General features: G+C 70.7%; 10 protein-coding genes and 1 pseudogene. 8 read left to right on the top strand and 3 right to left on the bottom strand.

The annotated features are described in order from the left end of the window. The 4 genes and pseudogenes from H7I41_RS17090 to H7I41_RS17075 all read left to right on the top strand — a co-directional run. A pseudogene (locus H7I41_RS17090) lies at positions 1-180 on the top strand (hypothetical protein); the annotation flags it as partial. A 97-nt stretch (positions 181-277) separates the two neighbouring features. Then, positions 278-2,608, top strand: a complete 2,331-nt coding sequence (locus H7I41_RS17085) for an MMPL family transporter (protein WP_264013793.1) — start codon at positions 278-280, stop codon at positions 2,606-2,608. A gap of 38 nt (positions 2,609-2,646) precedes the next feature. Next, entirely contained in the window at positions 2,647-3,342 is a 696-nt protein-coding gene (locus H7I41_RS17080; RefSeq protein ID WP_264013792.1) for a histidine phosphatase family protein, read from the top strand. Positions 3,343-3,457: 115 nt separating this feature from the next. Further along, positions 3,458-3,730 carry a hypothetical protein gene (locus H7I41_RS17075; protein ID WP_264013791.1) on the top strand — a complete coding sequence of 91 codons (273 nt, stop codon included), beginning with the start codon at positions 3,458-3,460 and terminating at the stop codon, positions 3,728-3,730. A gap of 7 nt (positions 3,731-3,737) precedes the next feature. Here the strand turns inward: H7I41_RS17075 and H7I41_RS17070 are convergent, their stop codons facing one another. Then, complete coding sequence (locus H7I41_RS17070; RefSeq protein WP_264013790.1) at positions 3,738-4,334, bottom strand: TetR/AcrR family transcriptional regulator; 597 nt, start codon at positions 4,332-4,334, stop codon at positions 3,738-3,740. Positions 4,335-4,404: 70 nt separating this feature from the next. Here H7I41_RS17070 and H7I41_RS17065 point away from each other — a divergent pair, with 70 nt between their 5' ends. From H7I41_RS17065 to H7I41_RS17055, 3 genes are all read left to right on the top strand, one after another. Beyond that, the gene (locus tag H7I41_RS17065) at positions 4,405-5,832 is read left to right on the top strand and encodes an ABC1 kinase family protein (protein WP_264013789.1); all 1,428 of its coding nucleotides are present in this window, start codon (positions 4,405-4,407) and stop codon (positions 5,830-5,832) included. Then, a complete protein-coding gene (locus H7I41_RS17060) occupies positions 5,819-7,012 on the top strand; it encodes a cytochrome P450 (protein WP_264013788.1) in 1,194 nt (397 codons plus the stop codon). Before H7I41_RS17065 ends, H7I41_RS17060 begins: the two co-directional genes overlap by 14 nt. Positions 7,013-7,102: 90 nt before the next feature. Beyond that, positions 7,103-7,990, top strand: a complete 888-nt coding sequence (locus H7I41_RS17055; protein ID WP_264013787.1) for a DMT family transporter — start codon at positions 7,103-7,105, stop codon at positions 7,988-7,990. Between the two features lie 8 nt (positions 7,991-7,998). Here the strand turns inward: H7I41_RS17055 and H7I41_RS17050 are convergent, their stop codons facing one another. Next, positions 7,999-9,213, bottom strand: coding sequence for an MCE family protein (locus H7I41_RS17050; protein ID WP_264013795.1), 1,215 nt, complete (start codon positions 9,211-9,213; stop codon positions 7,999-8,001). Positions 9,214-9,446: 233 nt separating this feature from the next. On the opposite strand from H7I41_RS17050, the gene H7I41_RS17045 reads away from it, so the two are divergent. After that, entirely contained in the window at positions 9,447-10,004 is a 558-nt protein-coding gene (locus H7I41_RS17045) for a carboxymuconolactone decarboxylase family protein (protein WP_264013786.1), read from the top strand. Positions 10,005-10,016: 12 nt separating this feature from the next. Here H7I41_RS17045 and H7I41_RS17040 read toward each other — a convergent pair whose 3' ends face one another. Then, the gene (locus tag H7I41_RS17040; protein ID WP_264013785.1) at positions 10,017-12,116 is read right to left on the bottom strand and encodes an elongation factor G-like protein EF-G2; all 2,100 of its coding nucleotides are present in this window, start codon (positions 12,114-12,116) and stop codon (positions 10,017-10,019) included. Positions 12,117-12,263: the final 147 nt, after the last annotated feature.

The following is a 12,263-nucleotide window of genomic DNA, read 5'->3' as shown; positions in this document are numbered from 1 at the left end:
GCCGAGCGGCAGAGCGACCTGGCCACCGCGCGCCTGCGGCGCGACGACGCGCGCAACCGGCTGGCCAGGGCGGAAGAGGCGCTCGAGGAGGCCGAGCAGGCCCACGCCGCAGCCAAGCAGGCCGGCCGCGACGCGGGCGCCGTGGTGAAGGAGGCCAAGAGGGACCTCACCCGCGGCTGACCACCGTCCATGTGTCCCGGGTCATGTCCGCGGGCCCCACGTGGGCTTGGCGACAAACGATAGCCGACTCCCACATCGGGAGCCTACTCTCACTTTCATGTCGACACTTCTGCACCGGCTGGGCCGCTACGCCTTCGCCCGGCCCTGGCACGTCATCGGCGTGTGGCTGGCGCTGATCGCCGTCGTGGCAGGCATTCTCGCGGTCAACCCGCCCAAGGTCTCCAACGAGATGCGCATCAACGGCACGCCCGCCCAGCAGGTCATCGACCAGCTCGCCGAGCGGATGCCGGAGGCGTCCGGCGGGCAGGGCCTGATCGCGTTCGCCGCGCCGGCAGGCGCCCGCATCGACGACCCGGCGCACCGCGACGCCGTGCTGGCTGCCGTCGACGCCATCGCGCACAGCGACCACGTGCTCGACCCGAACGAGATCGCCAGGGCCGAAGTGGCCAAGGGCCCGGCCAGCCCGACGCTCGCCGCGTCGGCGGCCATCGCGCAGGCGCAGGTGCACGCGCCGGCGCCGGAGAATGCCCCGAAGCCGATGCTGGTCGACGGCCGACCGGTGCCCGGTGTGGTGGTCTCGGCCGACGGCGCCGCCGCGCTCTACCAGTTCTCCTTCGACAAGCAGACCGCCGAGCTGCCGACCGGCACCATCGAGCACACCGTGGACGCCGCCCGGGACGCGCTGGGACAGAGCGGCATCGAGGTGCTGCCGTCGGCGAGCATGCTGCAGATGCCCGAGATCATCGGTGTCGGCGAGATCATCGGCGTGATGGTGGCCGCACTCGTCCTGGTGATCACGCTCGGCTCGCTGGTGGCCGCCGGGCTGCCGCTGGTGACCGCGCTGACCGCCGTCGCGATCGGGGTGGGCGGCACCTTCCTGTTCTCGCACCTGGTGAACATGCAGTCGATGACGGCCGTGCTGGCGTTGATGCTCGGCCTCGCCGTCGGCATCGACTACGCCATGTTCATCGTCAACCGGCAGCGCCGACTCATCCTCGACCGTGGCCTGTCGGCGGCCGACGCCGCGGCGCGGGCCATCGGCACCGCGGGCAGCGCGGTGGTCTTCGCGGGCACCACGGTCGTCATCGCGTTGGTGGCGCTGACCGTGGTCGGCATCTCGCTGCTGACGCCGATGGCGCTGGCCGCCGCGGCGACGGTGGTGGTCGCCGTCGCCTCCGCGATCACCCTGCTGCCAGCGCTGCTCGGCCTGGTCGGCGAGCGGATCTGCTCGGCGAAGGCCCGCGACGAGGCCGCCGCGTCCGACAGCGACACCGGAAGCCACCGGTTCGCCTCGGCGTGGGTGGGCGCGGTGCTGCGGCACCGTGTCCCGGTCGCGATCGCCGGCGTCGTGGTCACCGGCCTGCTCGCGGTGCCCGCATTGAACATGTCACTCGGGCTGCCCGACGGCGGCAGCTACAACGAGGGCACCCCGCAGCGGGCGAGCTACGACCTGGTCGGCGAGCACTACGGCGCGGGCTTCAACGGGCCCCTGGTGGTGATCGCCGAACCGGCCGCGAGCGGGGCGCTCACCACGGCCGACCTCGTCGACACCTACAACGACCTGCGCCGGATGCCCGGCGTGGAGTCGGTGAGCCTGGGCACCGTCAGCGACACCGCCGACACCGCCGTGTTCTCGGTGGTGCCCACCGCGGGACCGACGGACGACGCGACCGCCCAGCTGGTGCGCGACATCCGGGCGCACGCCGGACCGCTGTCGGAACTGCGCGACGTCGACCTCGGCGTCACCGGTGTGACCGCGATGGGCATCGACACCACCGACCGGCTGGCCGAGGCGATCCCGCTCTACATCGCTGTCGTCGTCGGCCTGTCCCTGCTGGTGCTGCTGGTGGTGTTCCGCTCGATCGCGGTGCCCGTGAAGGCGACGGCGGGCTTCCTGCTCAGCGTGATCGCGACGTTCGGCGCCACCACCGCGCTCTTCCAGTGGGGCTGGTTCCAGCAGCTCATCGGGCTGAGCGCCACCGGGCCGATCCTGAGCCTGCTGCCGATCATCGTCATCGGCGTGTTGTACGGCCTGGCAATGGATTACGAGGTGTTCCTGGTCTCGTCGATGAAGGAGGCCCACGTGCACGGCCACCGCGGCGACGATGCGGTCACCCATGGGTTCGCGCAGGCCAGCCGGGTGGTCGCGGCAGCCGCGGTGATCATGATGGCGGTGTTCGCGGGCTTCGTGTTCAACGCCGACCCGATGATCAAGCAGATGGGCTTCGCGCTGGCGTTCGGTGTGCTGATCGACGCCTTTGTGGTGCGGATGACCGTGGTGCCCGCGGTGATGTCGATGCTGGGCGACCGCGCCTGGTGGCTGCCTCGGGGGCTGGCCGGCTTCCTGCCCGACCTCGACATCGAGGGCGACAAGCTGAACCGCCGCCTGGCCCGCAACACAGGCGAGGACGCGCCGGTCCGGGTGTAGCCGGGCACCGGCGAGCAGAACTCTGCCACCATCACGGGATGCGCCGCATACTCGCAGCTTTGGCCGCTCTGACGATCACCATCGCCGGCGCCCCGTCGGCGGTTGCGGGCGGCCCGACGGCGGGCACCGCGACGATCACGCTGACGTTCATCCGGCACGCCCAGTCCGAGGGCAACGCCTCCGGCCTGATCGACACGTCGACGCCGGGCCCGGGCCTGACCGCACTCGGCCGCGAGCAGGCGGCGGCCGCGGCGGCGCATCTGAGCGGCAACGACTACGACGCCGTCTTCGCCTCGACGATGGTCCGCACGCAGCAGACGGCCCAACCCATGTCGGCGGCGCTCGGCGAAGCCGTCACGGTGCTGCCCGGCCTGCGTGAGGTGGAGGCGGGGAAGTACGAGGGCCTACCCGAGGCCGATGCGGCGGACTACTTCTCGGCGCCGCAGCGCTGGCTGGCCGGCGACCGGTCGGCCCGCATCCCCGGATCGATGGACGGCAACGAGTTCGACGCACGCTTCGACGACGCGGTGCGCCAGATCCACGAGAGCGGCGCCCGGCATCCCGTCGCGTTCTCGCACGGGGCGGCGATCATGTTGTGGGTGATGATGAACGTCGACGACCCGGACCCGTCGCTGTTGCGCAGCGAGCCGCTGCAGAACACCGGCCGGGTGGTGCTCACCGGCAGCCCGCAGCAGGGCTGGACGCTCACGGAATGGCAGGGCGCACCGGCCTGACCGCCGAGTGACCCACGCCACACCCCGTGCGGTTGCTGGTCCGCCCCACGTCATCTTCTCCGTCGGCCACCTGCGCGTTAGGGTTGGCCCAAGCATCCGACGATCGGGAGCACACATGAAGATCCGGCTGTTGCCATACGTCAACCTCGAGGTGGACGACCGCCTGCGCCAGGGGATCCGCCGGCGCGGCGAGCGACTTCGGCTGAACGTGCGGGCATACCTGCTCAGCGCCGCGGACGACGTCGACACCGCGGGCGACCGGGTCCGCGGCCTCTGCGACAAGGCGGTGACCCGCGTCGACTCGGTGGTGGCCGGCGTCAACGACCGGATCGCGCCGTCGGCGCCCCGGCCGCATCTGCGCCCGGTCGCCGATCGCGAAGCCAGCTAGTTCCACCTCAGCGGACGGACTCGATCCGGTCGGCGACCATCGCCGTCCAGTCCGCGACGTACTCCTCGTCCGGGGTGTCGGCCTGGGGTGCGTGGAACACCAGCCGGGTGGCCCGCTTGCCCAGCAGCGCGTTGACGGCGACCACGGCGATCCGCCGGGCGGCGGGCTCGTCGAGGGCCGGCGCGCAGCCCCGGATCCAGCCCGCGAGTTCGCTGTAGAGGCCGTCGATCAGCGCCGCGTACGCCTCGTCGACGCCGGCGGACTGCTCGGCCGGAGTGCGCGCGGCGACCTGCAGGAACTGGCTCTCACGGTCCAGCACGTTCATCAAATACCGGCACAGCAGCGTGAGTTCGGTGCGCAGGTCGCCCTGCCCGGCGAACACCGCGCTGATGTCGGCCATCGCGCGCCGGCGATCGAGTTGCCGGTCGATCCCGGCCCGCAGCAGCGCTTCCTTGGACTTGAAGTGGTTGTAGAGCGCCCCGCACCCGGGCACGAGTCCGGCGGCCTTCTCGATCTGGGTGATGCTCGTCGCCCGGTAGCCCTGCTCGCCGAACAACCGCATGGCCTCGGTGACCAGACGCTCCTTGGTTGACTGCTCCACCATTGACGACTCCATAAGTGACCTATTATGTTCTGTACTAGGTCACTGTATCAGGGCCTGTCAGGGGGATGTCATGGCCGACACCGACCGCCCGGTTCCCCGGGGCCGGATGCGCCGGACGATGCCGGTGGCCGGCTTCACCGCCAGGGCCGCGGGCGGCCGGATGGTGGCCGCGCTGCGGGAAAGGGCCGGTGACGCGAACGCCGTCGAGCGCTTCCATGAACGCACCGCCGAGCGCTACGCCGACCTCCTCGGCCACTCCAAGGGGGTGCTGATGAAGGCGGGCCAGCTGATGTCGATGGTCGACGCGCAGGCCGTCGGCGGTGGGGAACTGTCGCCCTATCAGCGGGCGCTCACCCGACTGCAGGCCGACGCGCCGCCGATGGACCCCGCGCTGGCCAGGTCGGTGCTCGAGGCCGACCTCGGCCGGACCGTCGAGGAGGTGTTCGCCGAGTTCTCACCCGACCCGATGGCGGCGGCCTCCATCGGGCAGGTGCACCGCGCGGTGCTGCCCGACGGCAGGAGTGTCGCCGTGAAGATCCAGTATCCCGGTGTCGCCCAGGCGATCCGGGACGATCTGTCGAACACCGAGCTGCTCTCCACCGTCTTCCGCTTCGCCGCGGGAGCCGCGGGCGCCATGGGCACCGCGATGCCTGACATCGAGAGTGCCGCCGACGAGATCGCCGCGCGGATCGGTGAGGAGGTCGACTACCGGCGCGAGGCCGCGAACATCGCCGCGTTCGGCGACCTGTACCGCGGGCATCCGTTCATCAGGATCCCCGAGGTGGTCCCGTCCGCATCGGGTGACCGGGTGCTGACCATGACGTACATGGACGGAATGGACTGGGCGGCAGCCCAACAGGCTGACCAGGAGCTGAAGAACTGCTGGGCCGAGGTGATCGCCCGGTTCGCCACCGGCTCCTACCGGCACTCCAACCTCTTCCACGCCGACCCGCATCCCGGCAACTACCGCTTCAACGCCGACGGGACCGTCGGCTTCGTCGACTTCGGCTGCGTCAAGGTGCTCACCGAGCGGCAGCGCCGCCTCATCGTCGGCGTGGTGCGGGCCACCATCGACGGCCGCAGAGACGACCTGCGCGGCCTCATGGTCGAAAGTGGTTTCTTCACCGCGGAATCCACGCTCAGCGCCGATGACGCCTACGGGTGGTTCGCGGAGATCCTCTACGAACTGCTGGCCGACCAACCGGTCATGTACACCGAGCAGGCGTCCGCACGGGCGGTGAACTCGATGATCGACGTGCGCGCGGCGGACCACCCGATGCGCCGGATGTCGGTGCCGCCCGACTTCGTGTTCTTCTCGCGGCTCAACCTGTCGATGAACGCGATCTTCACCGCGCTGCGCGCGTCCTTCCACGCCAGGGCGCAGCTCGACGACCAGGACGGCGTGGCGCCGCCGGTGAGTGAACTCGGCTGCAGGCACGACGCCTGGGTCCGCGACCGCGGCCTGCCCTACGGAACGGACGACCATGACCACCACTGATGCGGAAGGCCTGACCGGCGCCCAGCTGCCCTGGGATGCCTCGGATCCCTATCCCTACTACGAGGCCCGGCGCGCTGAGGGCGACGTCGTCTGGGACGACACGGCGCAGGCCTGGCTGGTGCTCGGCTTCGAGGCGAGCCGGCAGGTGCTCGGCGGGCCCGGCTGGAGCAGCGACCCGATGGCCGGCCAAGTCGCGCGCGCGTCGATGGACGCCTTCGCCGCTGAGTTCACCAAGAGCTCGATGCTCTTCGCCGACGGACCCGACCACCAGCGGCTGCGCGATTCGGTGCGCGACGTGTTCACCCGGTCCTACGTCACGGGGCTCACGGCGGGAGTCGAGGGGATCGCGGCCGCGGTGGTCGGCCACCACCCCGCCGGTGCCGAGCTCGACCTGATGTCCGACATCGCGCTGCCGCTCCCGCTCGCGGTGATCGGCGAATGGCTCGACCTCGGCCCGGAGACGCTGCAGCTGGTCCGCGACATGTCGCCGGTGATCATCCGCACGCTGGGCACGCTCGCCGATCCCGCCGAGATCTCCGCGGGCGCAACGGCTTCGGCCACGCTGATGTCGGAGTTCCTGCCCCTGGTCGCCGACCGGCGGGCGCATCAGGGCGACGACCTGCTGAGCTTCATCGCCGCGGATCACGCGCTGCTGCTCGAAGAGGTCGCGATGACGGCGATCCTCGTCGCGGTGGCCGGCCACGAGACCACCGCCAACCTGCTGGGCACCGGTCTCGTTCGGTTGCTGACCCCCGGCGCCGACGGCGTCCGGCCCGCCGACGCGATCGACCCGGCGGACCCGGCACTGGTTACCGAGCTGTTGCGGCTCGACGGCCCGGTGCAGTCGACCGTGCGGGCGGCCACCACCGACCACCGGCTGGGCGGCGCCCACATCAGGGCCGGCGAAAGCGTGCTCGTGGTGATCGCCGCGGCCAACCGCGACCCCGCCGTGTTCGAGGATCCGGCCGCCTTCCGGCTCGACCGCACCGGCCTGTCGCCGCTGTCGTTCGGTTACGGCGCGCACTACTGCCTCGGTGCCGCGCTGGCACAGCTCGAGCTGACGGTCGCGCTGCGCGAGGTCCTCGGACGTGAGCCGGTGCTGACCGGCCCGGTCCGCTGGCGTGACACCGCGGCCATCCGGGGACCCGCCGCGCTGCCCGCCACCTTCCGCGCGGACTGACCCCGCGCCCGCGGAGCCCCCGCGCCGCACTCCGCCTACGGTGGTGGGTGCTGCCCGCCGACGGCGGCAGGACCGGAAGGGGTGCGCGGCTTGGTGGGCCATGGTTTGGCGGTGCTCTTCGCACTGCTCGCAGCGGTGTTCATGGCGGTCGGGATCGTCGTGCGACAGCGCGCCACGATGGACGTGCCACCGGAGAAGGGCGTCAGCACCCTGATGTTGATGACGCTGGTGCGTCGCCCGCTGTGGTGGGCAGGCACCGGATCCGCCGTCGCCGGGTTCGTGTTCCAGGCGCTGGCACTCGGCTACGGATCGCTGATCCTGGTGCAACCGATCCTCGTGTCCGCCCTGCTGTTCGCGCTTCCGCTGAGCGCACGCCTGGCAGGCCGGCGGGTCAGCCGCGCCGAATGGCTGTGGGCCGTGCTGCTGACCGCCGCGCTGACGGTGTTCGTGGCACTGGCCAAGGCCAAGGCGGGCGACTACGACATCTCGGTCCCGGTGACCGTGGGGGTGGCGGTGGTGTGCGGCGCGGCGGTGCTGGGCTGCATCGCCATCGCGGTCCGCGCCGTCGACTGGCGGCGCGCGGTGCTGCTGGCCGTCGCGGTCGGGGTGCTCTTCGGTGTGGTGGCGGTGCTGACCAAGATCGTCATGCACAACATCACCGAGGGCCGGGTGGAGGCGGTGCTGACCACGCCCGCGCTGTACCTCGTCGTCCTGCTCGGTGTGGGCGCGATGCTGTTGCAGCAGTCGGCCTTCCACGCGGGCTCGCTGCAGACCTCGGTGCCGACGATGCTCGTGCTCGAACCAGCGGTCGCCGTCGTGCTGGGCTCGGTGCTGCTCGGCGAACACCTGTCGATCACCGGATGGGAGCCCGTCGCCCTGGTCGTCGCGATCGCCGCGATGGTGGCGGCCACCATCGCCCTCGGCCGTGAGGAAGGCGCCTACGAAGCCGAACTCGAGGCCGTGGTGCGCCAGCCGTAGCGGGTCCGTTACGGGTTGATCGTGTTCTCGCCGATCTGGCGTCCCCACACGTACTCGATGGCGATGGGCTGGCCGAGTTCGATGTGGTTGTACGGGGCGAGTGAGGCGCCGGTGTCCATCACCAGGTACGGCGCGGGGAACAGGTCGCGGGTGACCTTCTGCCAGCAGCCCGGACGGCCCTCGGGGCCGCCCTTGGCGTTCACCCGCGGCAGGTTGTCGGGGTACACCCACGGGTTGGCCGCGCCGACGAGCGTGTTGTGCAGGTTCACCGAATAGCCGTTGCCGCCGTTGAACTCGGTGAACTTGGGCTCGTTGTCGTGCCAGTTGCGGATGGTGCAGTACAGCGCGGGGCTGTACTCGTCGAGCGTCGCCGAGGTGCGGATCAGGTCCTCGGACCCGCGGACCAGGTACGGGCCGCCACGCTCGAGCACGTCGCCGCCGGTGTTGCCGAACCCGACCGCGGCCATCAGCGCCGCATCGAGGTTGCCGCGCTCCTGGTTCAGGGTGCGCGCGGTGGTCACCGCGTTCTCCAGCCCGTCGAACAGGTCGGGCGCCGCGTCGGCGTACACCTCACCGAGGTCGGCCAACCCCTGGACGTCGCGGCGGAGCTGGGGCATCTGCGGGTTCACGTCGGCGAGGATCTCGTTGCCGTTGACCACCGACTGGCCGAACCGGTCACCGAGGCCGTCGAGCGCCTCGGCCGCCGCGGTCAGCGTCTGGTTCAGCTTGATCGGGTCGACCTGCTGGGCGACCTCGACCACGGTCTCGAACAGCGTGTTGAACTCGGTGGTCACGCCGGTCACGTCGACCACCTCGGCCGGGTTCAGCCGCTGCGGCACGGGGTTCTCCGGCGTCGAGAACGACACGAACTTGTTGCCGAAAACCGTGGAGGCCTTGATGTCGACGTCCACGTTGGCCGGGATGAGCGACATGTACTCCGGATCGATGTCGAGCAGCAGCCTGGCCCGCGGTTCGTTGCCGACGCTCTCCGGCTCGACCTCGGCCACCCGCCCGATCTGCACGCCGTTGTAGGTGACCTTGGAACCCGGGTCGGTGTTGAGGCCGGCGCGGTCGGCCATCACGGTGAGGCGCGTCACCGGGGTGAACGACCCGCGGAACTGCAGCCAGACCAAGACCAGGACCACCACCATGATCAGGATGGTGATGACGCTCGCCGTCTTCACGGGCGGATCCCAGCGCCAGTGCCGGAACCGTTTTTGCAGGCCGGTATCCACAGGTGCTTCCTCCCCGGATGGTCGTCACCTCGGCCGCCAGCATATAAGTTAATGACGATTCCGACAGTTAAAGTGATCTAACTTTTTCAACTCACGTGCGTCCGCCGCAAGCCAGTGCGGCACACATCACGCAGCGGCAGCACTGCGACACAGGTCACTCGTCCGTGGCGGCGGCTCAATGCATAGACTGGCTAACGAGAGCCACGCCGAGAGGACACCCGATGCTGACGCCACTACCGGCCGACGAGTGGGACGACGACACCGACCGCGCCCTGGAGGGCACCGTGTCGCCGGAGCGGCGCAACCCCACCGACGCCGGGAACGCACTGGCGACGCTCGTGCGCCACCCGGAACTCGCGGGCAAGTTCCTGCCGTTCAACACCTATCTGATGGAGGGTTCGTCGCTGCCGGCGCGCGAGCGGGAACTGGCGATCCTGCGGGTCGCCCACCGCCACGGGTGCCGCTACGAGTGGGTGCACCACGTCGCGATCGGCAAGCAGGCCGGCCTGACCGACGCCGACGTGGAGGCCGCCCGCACCGGAGAGGCCTCCGGCGCGTTCGACCGCGCCGTGCTGGCGGCCGTCGACGAACTCCACGACAAATCGCGGATCACCCCGGGCACCTGGCACGCGCTGGGGGAGCACATCGACGACCGGCAGCGGATGGACCTACTGTTCACCGCGGGTGGATACGGGGTGCTGGCGACCGCGCTGAACACCTTCGGCGTCGAACCGGAGGAGTGGGCGGGCAAGCCGGAGCACTACCAGGCCGGCACCTGACCCAGGGCCCGATCAGGACGCCGCGCGCGCCTTGGCGGCCGCCGACTCCGGCATCGGCTCGTACCTCGTGAAACGACGGGTGAACGAACCGGCGCCGTGGGACAGCGACCGCAGGTCGATCGCGTAGCGGGTCAGCTCGATCTGGGGCACGTCCGCCTTCACCAGCGTGCGGTCCCCGCCCACGGTCTCGGTGCCCAGCACCCGGCCGCGACGTGCCGACAGGTCACTCATCACCGCGCCCACCAGATCGTCGGGGATCAGCACCGACACCTCGTCGACCGGTTCGAGCGCGGCGATGCTCGTCGCCGATGCCGCGTCGCGCAACGCCAGCGCGCCGGCCGTCTGGAACGCGAAGTCCGACGAGTCGACGCTGTGGGCCTTGCCGTCGACCAGCGTCACCCTGATGTCGACGACCGGGTATCCGGCTGCGCCGTTGCCGGTGAGGCCCTTGGCCATCTGCGCCCGGACGCCCTTCTCCACGCTGGGAATGAACTGACGCGGCACCGCGCCGCCGACGACCCGGTCGACGAACTCGAACCCCGAACCGGCGGGCAGCGGCTCGACCTCGATGTCGCACACCGCGTACTGACCGTGGCCGCCGGACTGTTTGACGTGCCTGCCGTGGCCTTTCGCCGCGGCGCCGAACGTCTCGCGCAGCGGCACCCGCAGTTCCACGACGTCGACGGTGACGCCGTAGCGGCGGGCCAGCGCATCGAGCACGACGTGGGAGTGCGCTTCGCCCATGCACCACAGCACCAGCTGGTGCGTCTCGGAGTTCTGCTCGACGCGCAGGGTGGGGTCCTCGGCGGACAACCGGGCCAGGCCGACCGCCAGCTTGTCCTCGTCGGTCCTGGCGCGGGGCGCCACCGCGATCGGCAGCAGCGGCTCGGGCATCGTCCACGGTTTGAGCACCAGCGGAGTGTCTTTGCCGGACAACGTGTCTCCGGTCTCGGCGTGGCTGAGACGGCCGATCGCGCAGATGTCGCCCGCGATCACCGACGGGGCGGGGCGCTGTTGGCGGCCGAGTGGAAAGGACAGCGCGCAGACACGATCGTCGTCGTCGTGGTCGGCGGGTCCGGCGCCGAAGAAGGACGAGAAATGGCCCGACACGTGCACCGTCATGTCGGGCCTGATCGTCCCGGAGAACACCCGGGCCAGGCTGACCCTGCCGACGTAGGGATCTGACGTCGTCTTCACCACCTCGGCGAGCAGCGGGCCGTCCGGGTCGCAGCACAGCCCGGCGCGGTCGGCGCCCTGCGGCGTGAACACCTCCGGCATCAGGTGTTCCGGCGGCGACGGAAAGCCGCGCGCGACGACGTCGAGCAGTTCCAGGGTGCCCGTGCCGGTGGTGCTGCACACCGGGATCACCGGGAAGAACGACGCACTGGCGACGGCTTTCTCGAGATCCTCGATCAACACCGACTCGTCGATGTCCTCGCCGCCGAGGTAGCGCTCCATCAGCGTTTCGTCCTCGGACTCCTCGATGATGCCCTCGATCAGGCCGCCGCGCAGCTCCCCGACCCGGTCGTCGTCGGCGGGAGTGCGGGCGAGGAGCCCGACCAGCCCGTCGCCGGCAGGCAGGTACAGCGGGAGAACCCTGTCGCCGAACGCATCCTGCGCGGCGGCCAGCGCGCCGGAATAGCTGGCCCTGGCGTGGTCGAGCTTGGTGATCACCACCGCCCTCGGCATGCCCACCGCGCTGCACTCCAGCCACAGCGACCGCGTCGGCTCGTCGACACCCTCGTTCGCGGCGATCACGAACAGCGCGCAGTCCGCGGCCCGCAGGCCGGCGCGCAGTTCACCGACGAAGTCGGCGTACCCCGGGGTGTCGATCAGGTTGATCTTGACGTCGCGGTGCCGCAGCGACGCCAGTGCCAGGCCGACCGACCGCTGCTGGGCGATCTCCGCCTCGTCGCTGTCGCACACGGTGGTGCCCTCGGTCACCGAGCCGGCGCGGTTGAGCACACCGCCGGCCAACAACAGTGCCTCGACGAGCGTCGTCTTGCCCGCACCGGAGGGGCCGACGAGGGCGACGTTGCGGATGGCCGCGGGCCGGTCCGCGGTGACGACGGCGGAGGCGCCGCCGTGGGAGGTTGTCGTCCTGTCGGTCATGACGATCCCTTCGCCCGGGCCGCGTCGCCCGGTGCACCGTCAAGAATTCTCCGATGGGCACGACAGCACAAGGGTGGCCGGTGCACGGGCTCGAATGTGAGCAGTCCAGGACACCACCCGCGGTCTCCGGTAAAAGGGCAGCCCAGC

Origin of the sequence: [Mycobacterium] manitobense (assembly GCF_025821665.1) — a bacterium.
GTDB classification, from domain to species: Bacteria; Actinomycetota; Actinomycetes; order Mycobacteriales; family Mycobacteriaceae; genus Mycobacterium; species Mycobacterium arseniciresistens.
The sequence above is the reverse complement of the archived record's forward strand: the minus strand, read 5'-3'. Positions and strand labels throughout refer to the sequence as shown.

Coding starts and splice junctions, on each gene's coding strand:
- H7I41_RS17060 (WP_264013788.1), top strand. CDS start 5,819: ATGACCACCACTGATGCGGAAGGCCTGACCGGCGCCCAGCTGCCCTGG.
- H7I41_RS17045 (WP_264013786.1), top strand. CDS start 9,447: ATGCTGACGCCACTACCGGCCGACGAGTGGGACGACGACACCGACCGC.
- H7I41_RS17070 (WP_264013790.1), bottom strand. CDS start 4,334: ATGGTGGAGCAGTCAACCAAGGAGCGTCTGGTCACCGAGGCCATGCGG.
- H7I41_RS17075 (WP_264013791.1), top strand. CDS start 3,458: ATGAAGATCCGGCTGTTGCCATACGTCAACCTCGAGGTGGACGACCGC.
- H7I41_RS17080 (WP_264013792.1), top strand. CDS start 2,647: ATGCGCCGCATACTCGCAGCTTTGGCCGCTCTGACGATCACCATCGCC.
- H7I41_RS17040 (WP_264013785.1), bottom strand. CDS start 12,116: ATGACCGACAGGACGACAACCTCCCACGGCGGCGCCTCCGCCGTCGTC.
- H7I41_RS17065 (WP_264013789.1), top strand. CDS start 4,405: ATGGCCGACACCGACCGCCCGGTTCCCCGGGGCCGGATGCGCCGGACG.
- H7I41_RS17085 (WP_264013793.1), top strand. CDS start 278: ATGTCGACACTTCTGCACCGGCTGGGCCGCTACGCCTTCGCCCGGCCC.